At 64.6% G+C, this 19,021-nt stretch carries 21 protein-coding genes and 3 pseudogenes; 15 read left to right on the top strand and 9 right to left on the bottom strand.

Annotated elements, in window-relative coordinates; translation table 11 throughout:
• Window positions 1-70: 70 nt before the first annotated feature.
• Window positions 71-229 (top strand): hypothetical protein, encoded by a 159-nt coding sequence (locus IAG41_RS15950; protein ID WP_187729630.1) that lies wholly within the window; start codon window positions 71-73, stop codon window positions 227-229.
• Window positions 230-425: 196 nt separating this feature from the next.
• Here the strand turns inward: IAG41_RS15950 and IAG41_RS15945 are convergent, their stop codons facing one another.
• Window positions 426-683, bottom strand: coding sequence for a GlsB/YeaQ/YmgE family stress response membrane protein (locus tag IAG41_RS15945; RefSeq protein WP_187729629.1), 258 nt, complete (start codon window positions 681-683; stop codon window positions 426-428).
• Between the two features lie 293 nt (window positions 684-976).
• On the opposite strand from IAG41_RS15945, the gene IAG41_RS23290 reads away from it, so the two are divergent.
• The gene (locus IAG41_RS23290; RefSeq protein WP_262408691.1) at window positions 977-1,441 is read left to right on the top strand and encodes a DUF3606 domain-containing protein; all 465 of its coding nucleotides are present in this window, start codon (window positions 977-979) and stop codon (window positions 1,439-1,441) included.
• Window positions 1,442-1,454: 13 nt separating this feature from the next.
• Here IAG41_RS23290 and IAG41_RS15935 read toward each other — a convergent pair whose 3' ends face one another.
• Both IAG41_RS15935 and IAG41_RS15930 read right to left on the bottom strand, forming a co-directional pair.
• On the bottom strand, window positions 1,455-1,772 hold the full coding sequence (locus IAG41_RS15935) for a hypothetical protein (protein WP_187729628.1): 318 nt from the start codon (window positions 1,770-1,772) through the stop codon (window positions 1,455-1,457).
• Between the two features lie 115 nt (window positions 1,773-1,887).
• On the bottom strand, window positions 1,888-2,130 hold the full coding sequence (locus tag IAG41_RS15930) for a DUF6582 domain-containing protein (RefSeq protein ID WP_187729627.1): 243 nt from the start codon (window positions 2,128-2,130) through the stop codon (window positions 1,888-1,890).
• Between the two features lie 153 nt (window positions 2,131-2,283).
• Between IAG41_RS15930 and IAG41_RS15925 the strand changes: the two are divergent.
• Window positions 2,284-2,762, top strand: a pseudogene (locus IAG41_RS15925) (PHP domain-containing protein); the annotation flags it as partial.
• 214 nt (window positions 2,763-2,976) lie between these two features.
• On the opposite strand, the pseudogene rpsU reads toward IAG41_RS15925, so the two are convergent.
• Window positions 2,977-3,181, bottom strand: a pseudogene (rpsU, locus tag IAG41_RS15920) (30S ribosomal protein S21).
• A gap of 303 nt (window positions 3,182-3,484) precedes the next feature.
• Between rpsU and IAG41_RS15915 the strand changes: the two are divergent.
• Window positions 3,485-5,416: a PAS domain-containing sensor histidine kinase gene (locus tag IAG41_RS15915; RefSeq protein ID WP_187729626.1), complete on the top strand. Its 1,932-nt coding sequence runs from the start codon at window positions 3,485-3,487 to the stop codon at window positions 5,414-5,416.
• Window positions 5,417-5,605: 189 nt separating this feature from the next.
• Here the strand turns inward: IAG41_RS15915 and IAG41_RS15910 are convergent, their stop codons facing one another.
• Window positions 5,606-6,241 (bottom strand): oxygenase MpaB family protein, encoded by a 636-nt coding sequence (locus IAG41_RS15910; RefSeq protein WP_316251168.1) that lies wholly within the window; start codon window positions 6,239-6,241, stop codon window positions 5,606-5,608.
• Between the two features lie 246 nt (window positions 6,242-6,487).
• Between IAG41_RS15910 and IAG41_RS15905 the strand changes: the two genes are divergently transcribed.
• From IAG41_RS15905 to IAG41_RS15880, 6 genes are all read left to right on the top strand, one after another.
• Window positions 6,488-6,874 carry a DUF3606 domain-containing protein gene (locus tag IAG41_RS15905; protein WP_187729624.1) on the top strand — a complete coding sequence of 129 codons (387 nt, stop codon included), beginning with the start codon at window positions 6,488-6,490 and terminating at the stop codon, window positions 6,872-6,874.
• Window positions 6,875-6,950: 76 nt separating this feature from the next.
• On the top strand, window positions 6,951-7,265 hold the full coding sequence (locus tag IAG41_RS15900; RefSeq protein WP_262408690.1) for a hypothetical protein: 315 nt from the start codon (window positions 6,951-6,953) through the stop codon (window positions 7,263-7,265).
• 424 nt (window positions 7,266-7,689) lie between these two features.
• Window positions 7,690-8,016 (top strand): hypothetical protein, encoded by a 327-nt coding sequence (locus tag IAG41_RS15895; protein ID WP_187729623.1) that lies wholly within the window; start codon window positions 7,690-7,692, stop codon window positions 8,014-8,016.
• A 540-nt stretch (window positions 8,017-8,556) separates the two neighbouring features.
• Window positions 8,557-9,819 carry a DUF763 domain-containing protein gene (locus IAG41_RS15890; protein WP_187729622.1) on the top strand — a complete coding sequence of 421 codons (1,263 nt, stop codon included), beginning with the start codon at window positions 8,557-8,559 and terminating at the stop codon, window positions 9,817-9,819.
• A gap of 290 nt (window positions 9,820-10,109) precedes the next feature.
• Window positions 10,110-10,661, top strand: coding sequence for a transcriptional regulator (locus tag IAG41_RS15885; protein WP_187729621.1), 552 nt, complete (start codon window positions 10,110-10,112; stop codon window positions 10,659-10,661).
• 87 nt (window positions 10,662-10,748) lie between these two features.
• The gene (locus tag IAG41_RS15880) at window positions 10,749-11,003 is read left to right on the top strand and encodes a hypothetical protein (protein WP_187729620.1); all 255 of its coding nucleotides are present in this window, start codon (window positions 10,749-10,751) and stop codon (window positions 11,001-11,003) included.
• Here IAG41_RS15880 and xth read toward each other — a convergent pair.
• On the bottom strand, window positions 10,973-11,794 hold the full coding sequence (xth, locus tag IAG41_RS15875) for an exodeoxyribonuclease III (RefSeq protein WP_187729619.1): 822 nt from the start codon (window positions 11,792-11,794) through the stop codon (window positions 10,973-10,975). The two genes, IAG41_RS15880 and xth, sit on opposite strands and share 31 nt — an antisense overlap.
• A pseudogene (ligD, locus tag IAG41_RS15870) lies at window positions 11,791-13,608 on the bottom strand (DNA ligase D); the annotation flags it as partial. The pseudogene ligD and the gene xth, both read right to left, overlap by 4 nt.
• Window positions 13,609-13,763: 155 nt before the next feature.
• On the opposite strand from ligD, the gene IAG41_RS15865 reads away from it, so the two are divergent.
• The 5 genes from IAG41_RS15865 to IAG41_RS15845 all read left to right on the top strand — a co-directional run bounded on the left by IAG41_RS15865 (window position 13,764) and on the right by IAG41_RS15845 (window position 17,092).
• Window positions 13,764-13,940, top strand: coding sequence for a DUF3606 domain-containing protein (locus tag IAG41_RS15865; protein ID WP_187729617.1), 177 nt, complete (start codon window positions 13,764-13,766; stop codon window positions 13,938-13,940).
• 174 nt (window positions 13,941-14,114) lie between these two features.
• A complete protein-coding gene (locus tag IAG41_RS15860; RefSeq protein ID WP_187729616.1) occupies window positions 14,115-14,945 on the top strand; it encodes an aldo/keto reductase in 831 nt (276 codons plus the stop codon).
• Window positions 14,946-15,147: 202 nt separating this feature from the next.
• Window positions 15,148-15,444, top strand: a complete 297-nt coding sequence (locus IAG41_RS15855; RefSeq protein WP_187729615.1) for a plasmid stabilization protein — start codon at window positions 15,148-15,150, stop codon at window positions 15,442-15,444.
• A complete protein-coding gene (locus IAG41_RS15850) occupies window positions 15,441-16,220 on the top strand; it encodes a histidine phosphatase family protein (RefSeq protein ID WP_187729614.1) in 780 nt (259 codons plus the stop codon). The genes IAG41_RS15855 and IAG41_RS15850 overlap by 4 nt, the downstream gene beginning before the upstream one ends.
• Window positions 16,217-17,092, top strand: a complete 876-nt coding sequence (locus IAG41_RS15845; protein WP_187729613.1) for an NAD(P)H-hydrate dehydratase — start codon at window positions 16,217-16,219, stop codon at window positions 17,090-17,092. Before IAG41_RS15850 ends, IAG41_RS15845 begins: the two co-directional genes overlap by 4 nt.
• Here the strand turns inward: IAG41_RS15845 and IAG41_RS15840 are convergent.
• Window positions 17,089-18,231 carry a glycosidase gene (locus IAG41_RS15840; protein ID WP_187729612.1) on the bottom strand — a complete coding sequence of 381 codons (1,143 nt, stop codon included), beginning with the start codon at window positions 18,229-18,231 and terminating at the stop codon, window positions 17,089-17,091. The genes IAG41_RS15845 and IAG41_RS15840 overlap by 4 nt on opposite strands.
• Window positions 18,228-19,010, bottom strand: a complete 783-nt coding sequence (locus IAG41_RS15835; protein ID WP_187729611.1) for an SDR family oxidoreductase — start codon at window positions 19,008-19,010, stop codon at window positions 18,228-18,230. Before IAG41_RS15835 ends, IAG41_RS15840 begins: the two co-directional genes overlap by 4 nt.
• Between the last annotated feature and the right edge of the window lie 11 nt (window positions 19,011-19,021).

Genomic DNA, 19,021 nt, shown 5'->3' with positions numbered 1-19,021 from the left:
GCAGAAGAGCTGGATCGGCGCTGACGTGCCCCAAGCACGGGCTATCCGTTGTTGGAAGTGGAACCAACCGATGACTGTAGAAAAAGAACAAGTGGACGAAGGCAAACCGGGTCAGGCTGATTTGCAGCCCGATCAAGCGACCGGTGGAGAAGACGAAAGCAGCACCGAGAAGAATGGCGATGACAGCCACCTGCATGACGATCAGAAGGCGCCTAGCTTCGGAGACTGATTGCCCTTGAGCATAGGTCTCTCCTGCGACTGGATTTTTCCCGCTACTGATCCGAACGCGGTACCGGCGGGCCGCTAGACCTTCGACACTTTCGCCGGAGGCCGGCTGGTGAGAGCTTGGCCATGTACGTCCCCGGCATACACATGCCGGGGACGTTCGTTAGCGGTGGCGATCATGCGCGCCACCGGTAAACGTATCAGCGCACCGAGCCGCGGCGAACGAGGTTGACGACCGCCAGCAGTATCACCGCCCCGGCAAGCGACACCAGGAAGGTGGTGACGGTAAGGGGCGAATTGTTGATCTCTCCACGGCCCAGTATCAGCCCGCCAATAGCCGCGCCGACCACGCCGACGACGACGTTGAGGAAGATGCCCTGCTGGCCGTCGGTGCGCATGATCAGGCTCGCGAGCCAGCCGACCACACCGCCGACGATGAGCCACATGATGATACCCATGAAATTCCTCCCTTAAGTGAAGTGTGGCAGCCAGACGCCTGGGGCGCAGGTCTGTTCCCTCAGGCTGCGCCCGGGGCTATCGAGCGGGACGGGAATGGCAGGCGCAGCGGCACGCGCGGCTGCCATCAGTGGCGCCGTACTGACCGAGGGGCGCCAGGCCGGCGCTGATCGCCGGATTCGAAGACATGAGTTGCGCCGCGTCTCAAGCAGCCACGAACACTCGCTTATCGTCGCGCGCGCAACTGCGCGAGCCGGCGGGCGTTGAGCCGACTATCGCAGAAGGAATTCACCCAATGACGCATCTCCCGCCGCTCCCGGACGCCGCCAGCGCGCCCTATCCTCCGCACCCTGCTCCGATCACCGAGGAGCAGAAGGAGGCTTCCCGAGAGGCGGCAGAAAAGCCAGTCGCCGAGGCGGCGAGCCTGCAAGCAGCCGAAACGCGTCGGAAGCGCGCCGCGATCGCCGTAATGGGCCTCGGATCGACCGTAATAATCGGTGCCACCTTGCTGGGCGCCCGCCTCTATTCCCGCTTCGCCCGTACCGCCCCGGCTGCGCAACGTCCCCGCAAGCGCTCTGGCGCCGATGACAAGCGCCAGCGCGGTGGCCCGGACCGCGTCCGCGTTGCTGCCGACGAGCCGTATGAAGTGCGCTATTTCGCACGCAAGCACGGCATCAGCGCCGCGGCTGCACGTGAGATCATCACGCAAGCGGGTCCGGACCGCAAAGCTGCTAACGCACTGGCGCTCGCACGGAAATAAAGAGGGCGGCGATCTAGTTGGGACGCTGCGCGATGCCGTCGCTTAGCCGTATGAGCCCATGCTCCTCCAGCATCCGCATCATTCGGCCCAGCTCATTGAAGAGATCGATGACGGCGTCCGAATCCAGCGCGAGCCTTGCGGCAGTGACGCGTTCGCCGCTCAGCGGGCGCGGCGGGTGCGGCGGCGCGAAGCGATTTACGGTGAAGGTGATATGGGCCGTCCGCCCGTTGAAGATCGTCGAACCAAGACCGTCGGCGTAAACCTCCGAGACCCCGGGCAGGTCCTTGTAGGGCAGTTCGCCAAAAGGGCGTCGGACTTTGGGCTCGTTCATTGCGCTCTCCCGTTGGGTCGTACCGCCCCGCCCGATCGGATCGCGCAGGGGCAGCAAATGGCAGGTGCCGTTTCTTGCATTGCGGCACTCGCCAATCCCGATGTCGACCTGACGATCAATCCCTGCCGATTTCGCGCCAGCTCTTTTCGCTGACTTCGACGTCAAACTTCTTCGCCGCTGCCTTGATCCGCTTCCAGGCCATGTCACGCTCTTCGTCACTGACGCCCTTGACCTGGTTGAACCGCGCGATCGCGTTGCGGACATGGCTGGCATTTTCCAGCGGCTCTTTGCGCTCCTTGGGAAAGGCGAAGGCGCCCTTTTCCAGGTCGTCGCGGTCCTGATCGCTCAGCTTGGTCATTGTCGGCCTCCCGTTTGAGGAGCGATCCGTCGCCCCAGGGTTGAACGCCCTGGAGTAGGTTGTGTTGCGTGACCGCAACGCGGTCAGACCATTCGTCGTCAACATTCGCCGTAGGAACATATAGGGAACATGGTTTTAGGCGATCGCGTCGTCATGCCTCTGCCCTCCTATACCGAACTCCAGGTCACCACGCATTTCGTTTCTTGCTCGGGGCGTCCTCGCCCGAGGAGCTGTTTGCCGTCGCCGCGATGCTCGAACTGCCCGCGCTCGGCATCGTCGACCGCAATTCCGTCGCGGAAATCGTTCGTGCCGGGGATGCGGAGCGCACCACCGGGGTACGGGCGATCGCCGGCTGCCGGCTCGATCTCGCCGATGGGATCGGGTTGCTCGTCTACCCGACCGATCGCGCGGCCTATGGCCGGCTCTGCCGCCTGCTATCGGTTGGCAAGGCGCGCGCCGGCAAGGGCGTCTGCCATGTCGACTGGAGCGACGTCGAGAATTGGAATGCGGGGCTGATCGCGATATTGGTTCCGGACCGCGCCGACGCCCGCACGCACGCGGCGTTGGCCCGGACCAGCCGGATCTTTGGTGACCGATCCTATCTCGCTTTATCGCTACGCCGACGCCCGCGAATGACGAGCGCGTTCGGCTTCGAGCCCGAGAGGGCGGCGAGGCGGGGACCGTCGAGCGGCACGCGAATCCTTTCAACTGGTGGTGCTGGAAACGAGCCTAGCGCACGAGATGGCGACGCCGGACCGCTGCTACGAGGTAGCGAGCAATCTTCGCGGCTGCCAAAACCTACCATCCGTTCGCCTTGGAGTGCGGGAAGACGTCTTCAAGTCGTGATTATTTGTCGCGTTCAGCCCGTTTGCGATCGGCCTTGCGCGCGGCTTATGGCTGCCGCGCGCTGACGCGCTCTCTTTTCCGACGGCTTCTCGTAATGTCGACGCAGCTTCATCTCGCGATAAACGCCTTCGCGCTGCAGCTTCTTCTTCAAGACGCGCGGGGCTTGATGGACGTAATCTGCATGCGATCTTGGCTTCCAGCCGATGTGGCGCTTGGTGGAATTCAGGCGGCTCTGCAGCCAGAGGCCCGTAAGCGAAGGGACGCACTATGGCATCGCTGTGATTATTCTTGCCGCTGGCTCAGCGTGGCCGGTAGCAAGATCCTATCGAGGATAGGCGGCGTGTCGCCAGCCATGCGACGATTGTCGCCGTCTGGAAGCACAACTCCCGATCCCGGAAGGCTACCGCTGGGACATCCGCATGGAAACAAGATGGCCCGGTGTCTCGGCGGAGGAACAGTCGGCCGGCGCTCTCGTTTACCTTCGTTCCGATAAGAGTACCCAGGGGCCATGGCACAATCCGAGCGCGCATCCACTCCCAGCAGCAAGTTCGAGCTGCTGGTCCAGAGTGTCACCGACTACGCGATCTACATGCTCGACCTCGAAGGGCGCGTGACCAGCTGGAATGCAGGTGCCCGTCGCTACAAGGGGTATGAAGCGGAGGAGATCATCGGCCAGCACTTCTCGCGTTTCTATACACCGGAGGAGCGCGAGCAGGAGATACCTCGAATCGCGCTTGAAACCGCCGCGCGCGAGGGCCGCTTCGAGGCGCACGGCTGGCGGGTCCGCAAGGATGGCAGCCGGTTCTGGGCGAACGTCGTCATCGATCCTATTCGCGATCCTTCGGGCACGCTGGTCGGCTTCGCCAAGATCACGCGCGATCTCACGGAGCGCCGGGCAGCCGAAATGGAGCTTCGCGCCAGCGAGGAGCGGTTCCGCCTGCTTGTCCAGAGTGTCACGGACTATGCCATTTACATGCTGGACCCGGATGGTCGGGTGAGCAGTTGGAACGCAGGCGCCGAGCGTTTCAAGGGCTACGCTGCGGACGAGATCATGGGCGAGCACTTCTCGCGCTTCTATACCGAGGAGGACCGCCAGGCCGAGATCCCGCGCATTGCGCTGGAGACTGCCCGCCGGGAGGGACGCTTCGAAGCGGAAGGATGGCGCGTGCGCAAGGACGGGGCGCGCTTCTGGGCGAGCGTGATAATCGATCCCATCCGGAACGAGGATGGCGAGCTTCTGGGTTTCGCCAAGGTCACGCGCGATCTCACCGAAAAGCGGGCGATCGAGGAACAGCTTCGCCAGTCGCAGAAGATGGAAGCCGTGGGGCAGCTCACCGGAGGAATCGCACACGACTTCAACAACCTGCTCACCGGCATCAGCGGCAGCCTGGAGATGATGCAGATTCGCATGGCGCAGGGACGCAGCGCGGAATTCGACCGGTATTTCATCGCAGCGCAAGGCGCTGTCCGGCGTGCCTCGGCTCTTACGCACCGCCTGCTGGCGTTTTCCCGGCGCCAGACGCTCGACCCCAAACCGGCCAATGTGAACAGGCTGCTTACCGATATCGAAGAGCTTGTCAGGCGCACCATGGGGCCAGGCATCGCAGTGGAAGTCGTCGGCGCCAGCGGAGTGTGGACGACGCTGGTCGATACCAATCAGCTGGAGAATGCTATTCTCAACCTATGCATCAACGGCCGCGACGCGATGCCGGACGGCGGCAAGCTGACGATCGAAGCTTCGAACAAATGGATCGACGAGCGCGCCGGGCGGAGGCACGACCTGCCTCCCGGGCAATATGTCGCGATCTGCGTGACCGATACCGGCACGGGAATGGCCCCGGAGGTGATCGCCAAGGCGTTCGATCCCTTCTTCACGACGAAGCCGCTCGGCGAGGGCACCGGCCTGGGTCTTTCCATGGTCTACGGCTTTGCGCGCCAATCCGGCGGCCAGGTACGAATCTATTCCGAGCTCGGCCAGGGCACGACCATGTGCATCTACTTGCCGCGGCACGACGAGGACTCGCCAGTAGTGGAAGAGCCGATCCACAGGACGGCCGCCGCCGCGGCCGGAGAAGGGGAAGTGGTGCTCGTCATAGACGACGAACCCACGATCCGGATGCTCATCGCGGAAGTCCTGTCCGAGCTCGGCTACGCAGTGATCGAGGCACCGGACGGTCCAGCGGGACTCAAGGTTCTGGAATCAAATGCACGGATTGATCTGTTAATCACGGACGTCGGCCTTCCCGAAGGAATGAACGGCAGACAGGTCGCTGATGCGGCTAGGGTAAATCGGCCGAACCTCAAGGTGCTTTTCATCACGGGCTACGCCGAAAACGCCATCATCAGCCGCGGCCGCCTCGACAATGGAATGTTCGTTATGACTAAGCCATTCCAGATGGAAATGCTTGCAGATCGCATTCGGGAGATCATCGAGAAATAGCGCTGCGGCACACTTGGCCGCGCTGGACCGTTGCCGAGACTGGCGAAAGCCGGGCGGCAGTATTGATCGACTATGGTACCAACAGTTCAGGTGAGGTACCGCGCGCGAGTTTCAGAAACCCTGGCAACGCTCGCGTGGACATCTAGCGGTGTATCGTCCGCGCTCAACAACACGATGTGCCGAGCCCCATCAAACGTTGCCGAACGCCCAACGCAACGTTGCGGCCACGCCGAACGCACTCATGCCGACAAACGGCCTAAAGAACGGCGGAGACGCTGGCAGGCCATGCATTCGCCGGGCCCAGCCCGGCAACAGGTCCACGGCAGCCTGCATCGTTACACGCTGCAAGGGAATCGCGAGCGGGTTGTCGGGCATATGGCCAAGGACCAGCCGGGCAACCTCATGGGTGCGGTGGTCGACGATGAGCCCGGGCCGCATTCGATCGAGCGCGTCGGCGGCACCGATCCTGCCATACGGAACGGCATGGGCACCGATCGCGGCGCCGATCGTCGCGAACTCGGCGTAATAGCGGTCCTGCTGAGCGGGGAGCAGTCGCCATGCGCCATATTGCTGCCAAGCCGCCAAGAAACTCCATGCCTCGGTCAGATGTACCCAGGCGAGGAGATCCGGATCGTCCGCTTTGTAGCCAGTACCGTCCGGGAGCGTACCGGCGACGCGCCGATGCACGTCGCGCACCCGTGCGATCGCGGCGGCAGCTTCGGCGCGGTCCCCATAGGTGGTGATTGCGATAAAGCGCGCGGTTCGTCGCAACCGCCCCAGCAAGTCCGCTCGAAAACTTGAATGATCCCACACACCGGCGAGCACCGCAGGATGCCCCCGTCGTTGAACAGGGCACGGACCTGGCGGACGATGTTGCGCTTCGCGCTGCTGCGGAGCGAGGAGCCGGGATCGATCATCCCGTCCCAACGCGTGCCGGCGGAATTGGTGTCGATGGTCTCAGATCCTGGCTGACAGCGAATGCCCGTCGACGCAACCGTTTGAAAGGCGGCGGTTCTCCCGCCGCAGGAACCACGGCCCGCATGGACGGTTGGTCGAGCGAGGAGAATGCAGATGTCGGACCGAAACCCCGCCCATACAGGACCTGCCGATCCCGAACACGCCGCCGATCTGAGCGAACGAGCCGGCATCGCCGACGAAGGCGCTGCCTTCTCCAATGCGATCGAACGTGACCCAGGCGGTGACCAAGTTGGGAACGTCGAAAACGGTTCGTCCGCCGCAGGCGCGAACCACCCGGCGATCGGTGCAGGCACCGCGGGGGATCCGGGCATAGTCGACCGACCTTCTGCCGCAATCGACTTGGCGGACGGGGACGCAGTCGAGCGCTGGGCGGACCGCTATTCGGTGACGCGCGCGCAGCTCGAGGAAGCGGTTAGTGCAGTCGGCAACGACGCACATGCAGTTCAAACCTATCTGCGCGGTCAGGGTGGCGGCGACTAGGTCGCGGGGTCTGTCCTTCGAGTTGTCCGTTGTGACGCTCGGCAAGACGATTTCAGAAATGACGAAGGAGGCAGATATGGACATTGCATCGACTGGCGCCGTGGAGCGGATCGCGCGGGTACTGGCAGGTCAGCGGCTAAGTTCGAATGCGGACGGCGACGATGCTCATGCCGGGAGCGCGGTCGATGGGGCGTGGCACAACTTCCAGGACGACGCGATTGCCGTGCTCAAGACGCTCCGCGAGCCCGACGCCGAGATGGAGCGCGCGGGCGACATCGCGGTCTGGCAGCGCATGATCGCTGCGGCACTGGGCGAACCGATCGACGCCCTGCGCCCTAGCCTGGCCGAACCGCCCGAGCCCGGCACCGATCCGCGGCACGAGGGCCCTTGAGGCCCCAGCCCAGGGCGCTGAGGTCGGCAAGGCGGCGACGGCTTCGGGCCACCCCGCGCCCGTAGCGTCCCTAACCGGCCGCCCCTATAGGGCCGGCCCGTAAGCTTCGCATGAAGCTCAACTTCCCGGTTTCATTTTCGATGCTACCGGACCGCTTGGCGCCGCCGGGCGTTGGGACCCGGAAAGGCGTGACACTGCGCATCACCGGAGACTTTCACGACCGACACCATCGCCCCAGACGCCACTACCAAAGCTACTAACGGAAAGACCGCGCTGACTGATGCCTTCCGCGAGCATTTCTCCGGGGATGCGCCGCTGACGGAGAAGGCGAAGGGCTTCGCCAAAGCGCGTCCCTGGACAAGCGCGGCCTTTGTCGGGATCGCCGCGATCGCGCTGCTGAATGCCCTACGCAGGCGTAGCTGACATGACCGAGGCGAACTGGGGAGACGGCGCCCTGTCTCCCGAGATAGACTGGCGAATGAGCGCAGCGCTGGAAAATGTACCGCGCGGCGATAGCGATCTGGCAGAAGTGACGAGCCTCGCCGGGGCAGTCATCGCGTGGCTCGAACTTGACCCGACCCATCGGGCACTGGCGCTGTTGACGCCGGAACGCGCGCTCGTAGTTGATGGCCAGTCATTGCCGAAACTTTCGGGCGAGGCGATCGCGGCCCTGGCAGAACGCCTGCCGGCCGAGCAAGCTCGGGCACGGGGCAAGCGGACGCCCGCAAGGGAGCGGCAAGGTGAACCGTAAGGAACGCCGCACTCTGGCCGCGCAAACCAGGACGCCTGCTGTACCGCACTGCGCCTGCTGCAGTGGGGCGATGGGTCATAAGACGGTTGAGACGCTGCCCAAGCGGCGCAGGGAGCCACAGGCCGCACCGGATAGGCTAGATGCCGGCGCTGCTCGCCTTCACGCAGGACCGGCGAATCCAGCGCGATATAGCGCGTCGTGACACCACACTCCTCCGCCCAGGCCCTACCCGCGGCCTCGGCGCCGTCCCGGCTCCCATAAAGAGTGCCATCCACGATTGCGCGACTCCCTCGCCCGTGAGCAGAGAGCCGGTCAATCGGGAACTGTCTGATACGGTGTCGATGCTAATGCGGTCGCTATCGACCGGCGCGGCCTCGCCCGCCGGCAACCGTACATCTCCATCGCGGTGTCCCCGCCGTCGCGCCGCAGCTCGTTGTTCACAATCTGTTCCTGATCTATTATGCTAATGATCATGAACGCGTATCCGCCCGCTTGGATCATCCCCCTCGACGCCATCGGGTCCGGCCGGACAATCCTGGCATGAGCCGCCGCGCAGGCAGCGCCGATCTGCCCCTCCATAGCGGCCGCGTGCCGGCCTGGCTCGGCGAGCGGATGACCAAGCTCGGGACGATTCTCGTGGAGGCGATCGTCCTTGAATATGGTCGCGACGAGCTGCTGCGGCGTTTTGCGCACCCCTTCTGGTTTCAGTGCTTCGGCGCAGTGATGGGCATGGACTGGCACTCGTCCGGCATCACGACGAGCGTGATCGGCGCCCTCAAGCGCGGGCTCGCGCCCCGCGCCCACGAGCTGGGGATCCATGTCTGCGGCGGCCGCGGCAAACACAGCAGGGCGACGCCAGCCGAGCTATTGGCGGTGGGGATGCGCACCGGGCTTGACGGCGCGCGGCTCGGCCAGGCCAGCCGGCTGGTCGCCAAGGTCGACAGCGCGGCGGTTCAGGACGGCTTCGAGCTGTATCTCCACGGTTTCATCGTCAGCGATGATGGGCGCTGGGTCGTTGTTCAGCAGGGCATGAACGGCGACCGGAAACAGGCGCGGCGGTACCATTGGCTGAGCGAAGGCCTCGAAAGTTTCACTGACGCGCCGCACGCCGCGATCGACGGGCGCGACCAGGGGGTCATCGTCAATCTGGCGGACCGCCGGGCGGCCGCTTCGCGGGAGGGCCAGCTCGAGTTGCTCGGCTCGATCGGCCCGGATGGGATCGCCCGCGAGCTCGCACGCTTCGAAGCCCCGGCGGTGCCGGCTGCGCAGGCTTTGCTGCCGCATCTCGTCCTGCCCGATCATCATGACGTCCGCCCGGAGAACATCATCGGCCGCAGGCTGCACGGCGCGCTGGCCGCGGCCGCCGAGCGGGGGCCGAAGGACTTCGCCGATCTGCTGCTCGTGCCGGGCGTCGGCGCGCGTACGGTACGTGCGCTGGCGATGGTCGCGGAGGTCGTCCATGGGGCGCCGTGCCGGTTCAGCGACCCTGCCCGCTTCTCGCTCGCCCATGGCGGCAAGGACCGACACCCCTATCCCGTCCCGCTCAAGGTCTATGACCGCACGATAGCGGTGATGAAGTCCGCAGTCTGCAACGCCAGGCTCGGCCAGAGCGAGGAGCTCGATGCCATCCGCCGGCTGGACGCGCAGGCACGCCGTCTCGAAGCGACAGCCACAGGCCCGTCGGTTGAGGCCCTCATCGCGCAAGAGCGCCACAATTCGCACCGCTATGGCGGACGCAGCGTCATCGGCGAGGAGCCGCCACCCGGTCATGGGGCGAGCAACATTGAGCATAGCACGGTGTGAAGACCGGTCGGTCTGAGACCGGGGCTATATTCCTCGTGTTGCCAATGCCTTGCGCAATTGCAATTCCGTGATCGTGACCCCACGTTCGAATTCTCGTTCAACAACGGAAAGGAGGTGGTCTGATGTCTCATTGTCACTTGCCGCACGCGGCGGATTTTCTGAGCATGACCTCCACCGCGGGGGTCCGGCTCGCCTGAGCTGTCCGCGTTCGGATGACAATGGAAGGGCCGTCCCGAAAGGGTCGGCCCTTCGCATATGGAGCCTGGGCGCTCCACGGTAGTTTCGGCTCCATGCTGGTCTTTCTCGATTTCGAAGCCTCGTCGCTTGGCAAGGGCAGCTATCCGATTGAGGTCGCCTGGGTGTTCGCCGATGGCCGTTCGGAATCCCACCTGATCCTCCCCGCGCCCGGTTGGACGGACTGGGACGATGCTGCGCAGGCGATTCACCGGATCGATCGGCGAACGCTGTTGCTAGAGGGCATGCCGCACCAACATGTCGCGCAGCGAATGGTCGAGGTCCTCACGGGGCACGACCTGCTGGCCAGCGCGCCTTCCTGGGACGGCAAATGGTTGAGTGCGTTGCTGCGGGCTGCGGGCTTTCAGCGCCATGGCCTCAGATTACGTCGCAGCGACGAAGCGATGGTCGAATCTGCCCGTTCCATTCTATCTCCAGCATTTGCGGATACGCAGCTGGCGTCGGCAGCCGATGAGGTCATGACGCGCAGCGCAAGCCCGATGGCGAGCGGCGTTCCGGCGCATCGCGCTCTGCCCGACGCCGAGGCGGAGCGTGCCCGTTGGCTCGCCGTATGCGCTTCGGCCGGGCGCTTGTCGCGGCTCAGATAAGACGTGGCTGAGCAAACGCATCTTGCCGGCGGACATCCGGTCACGCCCGATGGTCGCTATTTCTTGGTGCGCGGTCGATTATGGCGGATGTCCGACCCGGCCCTTCCGCATGATCGCCGGGAAGGGCTGGTCCGGGAATTGATGGCGGCGCGGCGCGCGGTGGGCACGGCGCGCCGTAGCGGCGATCACGACGCCGAGGCGGCAGCGCATGAGGCGGTCGATCGCGCCAAGCACGCACTCGGGGAGCGCGGGCCGGTCTGGTGGGGCGACGGTGCGCCGGACCTCAACCGACACATGGCGCGCGCCACGCCTTATGCCACTTGGTTCGCTGACCTTGGCTGACGCTTATTCCGTTTCGGCGTGTCGCTAAGCTCGACCCACACCGGCGCATGGTCGCTGGTCTTCTCCCAGCCTCGGACATGACGATCGACCTGCGCATCGACCAACTGATCGGCGAGCGCAGCGCTCAGCAGGAGATGATCGATGCGCAGCCCCGCATCGCGGCCATAGGCGTTCCGGAAATAATCCCAGAAGGTGTAGATCGTCTCGTCGGGGTGAATCGTCCGCAACGCGTCGGTCCAGCCCTGGCCAATCAGCCGGAAGAAGGCGGCGCGCACCTCGGGCGCGAACAGCGCATCGTCGAGCCAGCGCTCGGGCTTATAGACGTCGCGCTCGGTCGGCATGACGTTGAAGTCGCCGGCGAGCATCACCGGCAGGCCAGACTCGAGAAGCCCGGCGGCATGTTCGATGAGCCGGTCGAACCAGCGCAGCTTATATTCGAACTTGGGGCCCGGACGCGGGTTGCCGTTGGGCAGATAAAGCCCTCCGATCAGCACACCGTTGACCGCTGCCTCGATATAGCGGCTGTGGCTGTCTTCCGGCTCGCCCGGAAGTCCGCGTCGCGTCTCGTGGATCTCGCCGACCCGGCTGAGCATCGCGACGCCGTTCCAGCTCTTCTGACCATGCCAGATCGCATCATAGCCGAGATCACGGATCGGGCCTTCGGGAAATTTCTCCTGCGGCGCCTTCAACTCCTGGAGGCAGACCACGTCGGGCTGTGCTTCGGCGAGCCAGCGTAGCAGTACGGGCAACCGGCCATTGACACCATTCACATTGTAGGTGGCGATCTTCACAGGTCGGGCAGGACCTGGTCGGCGCGGCCCCAACCGGACAGTGCCTTGGAAGCCGCGCGCCTCACCAGTTCGGCAGCATCGCCGATGTGGAAATGCGACGGCTTGGGAATCGTTTCCATTTCCTTCCAGGTGATCGGTGCCCCGACCGGCGCCTCCGGCCGCGCGCGCACTGAATAGGGCATGACCGCGGTCGCTCCGCGCTGATTGCGCAGATAATCGACGAAGATGCGGCCCTTGCGCTGCACTTTCGGCAAGGCGGCCGTGAAGTTGTCGGGATCGCTCTGCGCCACCGCCTGGGCGAGACGGTGGGCGAAGTCTTTCACCTCGGGCCACTCGGCCTTGGGCACCAGCGGCGCGATGACATGGATGCCCTTGCCACCGGTCGCCATCGGGAACGTCTCGAGCCCGATCGACTTCAGAATATCGCGGAAATGAAATGCCGCCTTGCGCACCGCCTCAAAATCGAGCCCCTCATCGGGATCGAGGTCGAACACCAGCCGGTCGGCCTTCTCGACGTCTTCGATCCGCGCACCCCAGCCATGGAATTCGATCGTACCCATCTGGACGCAGGTCAGCAGCCCATCGGCGGTGTCGACGAACAGATAGGGTTCCTCATGTCCGTCTTTCTCCAGGATACCGACATGCTTGACGGTGTCGCCGAAGCTGCCCGCATCGTGCTTCTGGAAAAAGCATTTCTTGGCGCGGCCCTGCGGGCAGCGCACCAGGCTGATAGGCCGACTACCGCACCAGGGCAGCATGATCGGGGCGACGGCGGCGTAATAGTCGGCGAGCTCGCCCTTGGTGATGCTCGATTCCGGGAAGATCACCCGGTCGCGATTGCTGATCTTGACGCGGGTCGCCGCAGGCACTGCCGCCGAGGCAACCGGCGCCTCCACTTCGAGCACGACCGCCTCGGGTTTCTTGTCCTCGCGCAGCCCCAGATAGCTCGGGTGCCGAAGCGTCCCTTCGTTGGTCATCTCCGTATAAGCGATCTCCGCGACCAGCTTGGGCTTCAACCAGTGCGCGCCTCGGACCTCTGCGCGCGGCGCCTGGACGGTCGGCTGCTTTTGCTCGAGCGGCGCCATGATCTCCATCAGGCGCAGCAACTCGGCAGTGTTGAAGCCTGTCCCAACCTTGCCGGCATAGCGCAACGCGCCGTTTTCATGGACGCCCAGGATCAGCGACCGGAAGGTCCGCGACTTGTCGGACGGCGTCCAGCCGATGACGACGAATTCCTGGCGCTTGATGCACTTGGTCTTGACCCAGCTGCCGCTGCGCGAGCCGACATATTTGGCAGTGGCGAGCTTCGAGATCACGCCCTCGAGATTGGCGCTGCAAAAGCTGGCGAGCAGCTTCTCGCCATTGCCTCGGATATGCTCGGAATAGCGCAGGTGGAGACTGTCCTCGGGCACGATCGCGCGCAGCCGTTCCTTGCGTTCGAGCAACGGAAGGTCGGTGAGGTCCTCTCCGTCCAATTCGAGCAGATCGAACGCGAAATAGTCGATGGTGCCCGGCGCCCCTTTGAGTGCGCCCTGTAGCGCCTGAAAGCTCGACCGGCCGTCGCCATCGAGCACCACCGCCTCACCGTCGATCAGTGCGGAGCGGACCTTGAGCTTGGCGACTTCGCTAAGAATTGCTTCGAACCGCTCCGACCAATCCAGTCCCGAGCGGGTATAGGCGCGCGTCTCTCCGCCGCCGACCGCGACCAATGTGCGATATCCGTCATATTTCATCTCGTGGAGCCACCGGTCGCCGGCGGGGACCGCGTCGACCAGCTGGGCTAGCTGAACAGGGCGGAAGGGCGGCGGGCCCCCACGGGATACGGCGGAGCGGGGACCGCGAGCAACGGACGCAGAGGTTTTCATCCTCGCTAGACTCGATTCGGGTCCAGTTCGTTCCCTTTGTGTCAAGCGTCGGGAAACTCTTGTGAATCCGGGACGTTGGAGGGCCGAACAAGGAGGAGGTCAGCATGGCAGACAACAAGACGCTGCGGGCACCGCAGGACAGCTCGCGCATCGCAATGGGCGAGGAGTATGAGGTCGCCTATTGGACCGAGAAATTTGGTGTTAGCCGCGAGCGGCTCCAGGAAGCGGTCGATGCGGTCGGCAACGGCGCCGACGCGGTCGGGGCCTATCTTACGCGCTAGAGCGTACCTTGGTCAGGTGACCGACCGTCAGGCTCATCGTGCGGTCGGCCACGCTGGCGAACTCGCATGACGTGTGGTCGGTCTAAATGGCCGGCAAATGCTCGTGAGTTACGGCTGGGGTATGGGGCCGTCGCCAGTTTCGCGCGTTGCATCCCCCAAGTCGAGGGCTGAAGAATGCGCATGATTGAGCTGCCCGGTGGCGTACAAGTGCCATGCCTGGGACAGGGAACCTGGAAGATGGGGGACCGGCGGGAACGCCGCGGCGAGGAGATCGCGGCGCTGCGTGCTGGCATCGATCTGGGCATGACGTTGATCGACACGGCTGAAATGTACGGCGAGGGCGCAAGCGAGATGCTGATCGGCGAGGCTATCGCCGGCATGCGCGACGAACTCTTCCTAGTCAGCAAGGCTTACCCGCAGAACGCATCACGCGATCGTCTGGCGCGCTCGTGCGAGGCGAGCCTGAAGCGGCTTGGCACCGATCGCCTCGATCTCTATCTCCTGCACTGGCGCGGCAATGTCCCGTTGGCCGAGACGGCCGAAGCAATGGAAACCCTCAGGACCCAGGGCAAAATCCGGCATTGGGGCGTCAGCAATTTGGATGCCGACGACATGGCAGAGCTAATCGCCGCGGGCGGTGCTGCCTGCGCAACCGACCAGATCCTCTACAATCTGACCCGTCGCGGTCCCGAGCATGGCCTCCTGCCCTGGCTTTCCAAGCGCGGCATCCCGGCCATGGCGTACAGTCCGGTCGAGCAGGGCCGACTGCCGGCAAATCCGAAGCTCGCCGCCATCGCGGCGGAGATCGGAGTAACACCGTCCGAACTCGCCCTTGCCTGGGTATTGCGCCGTTCCGGCTTGATCGCAATTCCGAAGGCGAGCAGCGTCTCCCATGTCCGGGAAAACCGGGCGGCGGTCGACATCACACTGGACGACGCGACGTTGGCGAAGCTGGACGTGGCGTTCCCGCCGCCCCGCGCGCCGCGCCCGCTCGAGATGCTTTAGGCGAACGTTTCGCGAGCCGTACCTTTTGGGTTCGACGCGAATGAACCAGTCGCTGGCGAAGATGGGCGACCGGCAGCTCAGGTCCGTCTGCCGGCTCCGACACCAATGCGCCCCTCTGACCGCTGCCGTGCGCGGCAGCGCCGCGGATCGTTCGACCGCCAGCGTCGTTGGACTGCCTATCCGGGCGTCGATGGAGTGGACCATGCCGCAGGGCGACAAGAGCGCATATACCGACAAGCAAAAGCGCAAGGCGGAGCATATCGAGGAAGGCTATGAGAATCGCGGTACGTCCAAGAAGGAAGCCGAGCGCCGCGCCTGGGCGACCGTGAACAAGGAATCCGGGGGCGGCAAGAAGTCCGGCTCGGGACGCGGGAAAAAGGAACACCACGAGAGTGCCCGCAAGGGCGGCCGCAAAAGCGGGTCGAGCCAGAGCGCCGAAACGCGCTCCGCCGCCGCCAAGAAAGGTTGGGAAACCCGTCGCCGGCGCGACACTGCGTGAGCGGCTCGGAAGCGGCCCGCTGGCCGGAACGGCTCTGGTTGGTCCGCCATGGCCAGAGCGCTGGCAATGTCGCGCGCGACGCGGCCCACGCCGCCGGCCTGGAGCGGATCCCATTGGACACCCGCGACGTCGATGTGCCGCTATCGGTGCTCGGCGAGCGGCAGGCCGATGCACTAGGGCGCTGGTTCGCCGAAGGGCGCGGAAACGGCCGACCAGACGTCATCCTCTCCAGCCCGTATGCCCGCTCGCGCGAGACGGCGCGGCGTTTTCGGGACGCCGGGGGCGCCGAGCCCGACGAACCGGTCTGCATAGACGAGCGGCTGCGCGAGAAGGAGTTCGGCATCCTCGACGGGCTGACCACCGCCGGCGTCGCGGCCCAGCTACCGCAACAGGCGGAATTCCGCAGGCTGCTGGGCAAGTTCTACCATCGTCCGCCGGGCGGCGAGAGCTGGTGCGACGTGATCCTGCGGTTGCGCAGCCTCCTCGACACAGTCTCGCTTCACTATGGCGGGCGGCGCGTAATGATCGTCGGCCACCAGGTCGTCGTCCTGTGCATGCGCACCATCATAGAGAATCTGAGCGAGGAGGAGATACTCGCGATCGATGAGCAAGGTGACGTCGCGAATTGCTCGGTGACCGAGTACCGTTTCGACGCATCGAAAGGTAAGGACGGCGGGCTCGACCTGCTCCGTTACAACGAGGTCGCCCCAATCGAGGAGGATGCGGTGGCCGAGGTCACCAGCGCGCCCGACACGCTGGTGGCGGCGCGCGGATGATCACGCTCGACGCAGATTGGCTCGCCGAACATCCGCTTCCCGAGATCGAAGCGGAGACCGACAAGAATGCGCGCGGACGGGTTCTAATCGCGGGCGGATCGCGCACGGTCCCCGGTGCGCTGGCATTGACCGGCGAGGCGGCATTCCGCGCCGGCGCGGGAAAAGTCCAGCTCGCGACCGTCGATCCAGCTGCCCTTCCCCTGGGCATCGCCATGCCGGAAGCGGCGGTGTTCGGCCTGCCGGCGAACGAAGATGGCGAGATCGCCGCGGAGGCCGCGTCCAAGCTGCTCGAACTTCTGCAAGCCTGCGATACCCTGGTGCTCGGCCCGGGCATGGGCCCACAGTCGGCCGCCACACCCATCGTCCAACGGTTGCTCGACGAGAACGAGAGGAGGCGCACCATTCTTCTCGACGCGGCGGCGATCGGTGGCGCTCGTGACTGCGCCGCTGCCGTCCGCACCCATGCCGGTCGCATCGTGCTGACGCCGCATCCCGGGGAGATGGTGCAGTTGATGGGTTGCGACGAGGCCGAGGTGCGCGACGGGCCCGAGGCGCTCGCGCGGTCGGCGGCGGAGCGGTTCGGCACGATTGTCCTACTCAAGCGCGCGGAGACCTGGATCGCTGCGCCGGGCGAGCAAGTGCTTCGTTACGAAGGTGGTGGGCCGGGCCTCGCCACGGCAGGATCGGGAGACGTTCTGGCCGGCATTTTGGGAGGGCTGCTTTCGCGCGGCGCTGAGCCTCGAGTCGCTGCCGCCTGGGCCGTATGGCTCCACGGCGAGTCCGGACGCCGCCGCGCTGCGGCATCCGGAAAGATCGGCTTCCTCGCCCGAGAGCTGCTTGGCGAAATCCCGCGGCTATTTACGGCGGACTAGGCCGCTTCCTCTATCCTCGCCGTCTGAAACACCGACTTCGGGATATGCGTGATGCGGCAAGCCAGGTCCGCCTCGCCCGACGCCACGATGTAATGGTCACCCCCGTCGGCAATCCCGGTGGTGAAAACCACGTCCCGGACGTACATCTTGTCCTCCAGCGGCTTGGTGAGATCGGGCGCGGGCTCGAGGAGCGGGCTATGCTCGGTCCGAACAACCTTGGCCGGATCGTCCCGGTCAAGGATAGACCAATAGGTACGGTAGATGCCGACAATCTCCTTGGGCTCGACACCGTGCCACAATGTCAGCCATCCGTCGTCCGTTAGGATAGGCGGCGTACCGCCGCCCATGCGCGCGGTGGCGATCGTCGCGGCGTGCGGACGGATTCCTGGCTCGCGGTGCGGCTTCCAGTGCAGCGCGTCGGGCGAGGTAGCCAGATTGATCGAGGGCCCGCCGCGCCATTCGCTACCTGGCGGATAGGTGAAATAGAGGTCGCCGAGCGGGCGCGTCTGCGCCCAATATTTGCCGTCGATCAGCCCCTCGAAGATCAGCATGTCCTTGTTCTGGTGGTCGAGGACGATGTCCTCGAAGCGGAAGTCGAGACCGTTGTCAGAACTGTAAAGGGTGGTCGAATGACGCTCCGGGCTTACCGAGCAGGTCGTCATCAGCCAGCGATCCCCGACCTTGGAGACACGAGCGTCCTCGATGCCATAGCATTGGAAACTGCCCTCTGGCGCGATTGCCTTGTCATAGTGAATCTCGACGATCTCCAACCCATCGGGGCTGAGCTCGACCGGCAGGATCCAGGATAGCGATGTCAGCGCCATGACTTTCCAGCGTCCACCGCGAAGTAGGAATTTGCGAGGATCCGCGGTGTCGACGAGCTCGAGGGACCAAGCGTCGAGAACAAACCTGCCGTCTTCCCAGCGGATCGCATGAATATATCCGTCATAGATCGGCCGCCGCAGCGCTTCCGCCACGCGAACGAAGATGGCGAGATTGCCATTGGGAAGGCGCGTCAGCGCGGGATTGAACGCGCCGAGAACATAGGTCTCGGCATCGAAGTGTCCCGCCAGCGGGGAGCGGGACAGGTCGATATCGTCCGGACCGAGGATCAAGCGATCGACGGGAAAGCCGCTCATTCCTCACCTCGCGCGCGCGGCGCGATCACCACCTGCTGGACGTTGGCGCGGCGCGCCTGAGTGAGGACGAAGTGGACCGCGACTGCGATGTCCTCCGCGCGCAACATCGTTTCCTTGCGATTTTCCTCCGCCTGCTCCTCCGCCGTGAAGCTCGGATACTGGAAGTCGGCGCCGGTCTTGGCAGGCTCGACGTTGCAGACCTTGATTCCCTTTGGAGCCAGCTCCTTGCGGAGCGCTTCGGCAAAGCCGGCGACGCCTGCCTTCATGCCGGCATAGACGCTGGAATCTCCACCCAGGATATGGGCAGCGACAGAACCGATGAAGACGATGTCACCTTTGTCCTTCAAAACCTCCGCTGCGGCATGGGCTGTCGTGAGATAGGCAGTGAAGTCGGTAGCGATCGCATAGCGGAGTTCGTCGGCGCTCATCTTGGTGACGCCCTGCGCCGGAATCGCAGCGTTCACGATTGCGATATCGAAGTCGCCGAAATAGTCCCTTGCCGCCTGCACAAAACGATCGACACCGTCTATCTCTGCCAAGTCGATCGCAATGCCATTGCCCTTGCCGACCTCACGGATGCGTTCGAGTCCATCCTGGAGGTGCTGGGGGTCTCGACCGCAGACGAAAACGTCAACGCCCTCGGACGCAAGCAGCGTAGCAATGGCCCGCCCAATCCCCGTGGTACCGCCGGTGACGATTGCCTTGCGCCCCTTGAGGCTCGGCATGGCGGTATGTGCGTCGGAAAGGCTACGGGCGGGCGGGTCGGCTAGGATTGACATGAAATTCTCCC

This window comes from Sphingomonas sp. JC676, from assembly GCF_014489075.1.
Lineage (GTDB): Bacteria > Pseudomonadota > Alphaproteobacteria > Sphingomonadales > Sphingomonadaceae > Sphingomonas.
The sequence above is the reverse complement of the archived record's forward strand: the minus strand, read 5'-3'. Positions and strand labels throughout refer to the sequence as shown.

Bases quoted from the DNA above. Each gene is read 5' to 3' on its own strand.
- IAG41_RS15950 (WP_187729630.1), top strand. From the start codon at position 71: ATGACTGTAGAAAAAGAACAAGTGGACGAAGGCAAACCGGGTCAGGCT.
- IAG41_RS15945 (WP_187729629.1), bottom strand. From the start codon at position 683: ATGGGTATCATCATGTGGCTCATCGTCGGCGGTGTGGTCGGCTGGCTC.
- IAG41_RS23290 (WP_262408691.1), top strand. From the start codon at position 977: ATGACGCATCTCCCGCCGCTCCCGGACGCCGCCAGCGCGCCCTATCCT.
- IAG41_RS15935 (WP_187729628.1), bottom strand. From the start codon at position 1,772: ATGAACGAGCCCAAAGTCCGACGCCCTTTTGGCGAACTGCCCTACAAG.
- IAG41_RS15930 (WP_187729627.1), bottom strand. From the start codon at position 2,130: ATGACCAAGCTGAGCGATCAGGACCGCGACGACCTGGAAAAGGGCGCC.
- IAG41_RS15915 (WP_187729626.1), top strand. From the start codon at position 3,485: ATGGCACAATCCGAGCGCGCATCCACTCCCAGCAGCAAGTTCGAGCTG.
- IAG41_RS15905 (WP_187729624.1), top strand. From the start codon at position 6,488: ATGTCGGACCGAAACCCCGCCCATACAGGACCTGCCGATCCCGAACAC.
- IAG41_RS15900 (WP_262408690.1), top strand. From the start codon at position 6,951: ATGGACATTGCATCGACTGGCGCCGTGGAGCGGATCGCGCGGGTACTG.
- IAG41_RS15895 (WP_187729623.1), top strand. From the start codon at position 7,690: ATGACCGAGGCGAACTGGGGAGACGGCGCCCTGTCTCCCGAGATAGAC.
- IAG41_RS15890 (WP_187729622.1), top strand. From the start codon at position 8,557: ATGAGCCGCCGCGCAGGCAGCGCCGATCTGCCCCTCCATAGCGGCCGC.
- IAG41_RS15885 (WP_187729621.1), top strand. From the start codon at position 10,110: ATGCTGGTCTTTCTCGATTTCGAAGCCTCGTCGCTTGGCAAGGGCAGC.
- IAG41_RS15880 (WP_187729620.1), top strand. From the start codon at position 10,749: ATGTCCGACCCGGCCCTTCCGCATGATCGCCGGGAAGGGCTGGTCCGG.
- IAG41_RS15865 (WP_187729617.1), top strand. From the start codon at position 13,764: ATGGCAGACAACAAGACGCTGCGGGCACCGCAGGACAGCTCGCGCATC.
- IAG41_RS15860 (WP_187729616.1), top strand. From the start codon at position 14,115: ATGCGCATGATTGAGCTGCCCGGTGGCGTACAAGTGCCATGCCTGGGA.
- IAG41_RS15855 (WP_187729615.1), top strand. From the start codon at position 15,148: ATGCCGCAGGGCGACAAGAGCGCATATACCGACAAGCAAAAGCGCAAG.
- IAG41_RS15845 (WP_187729613.1), top strand. From the start codon at position 16,217: ATGATCACGCTCGACGCAGATTGGCTCGCCGAACATCCGCTTCCCGAG.
- IAG41_RS15840 (WP_187729612.1), bottom strand. From the start codon at position 18,231: ATGAGCGGCTTTCCCGTCGATCGCTTGATCCTCGGTCCGGACGATATC.
- IAG41_RS15835 (WP_187729611.1), bottom strand. From the start codon at position 19,010: ATGTCAATCCTAGCCGACCCGCCCGCCCGTAGCCTTTCCGACGCACAT.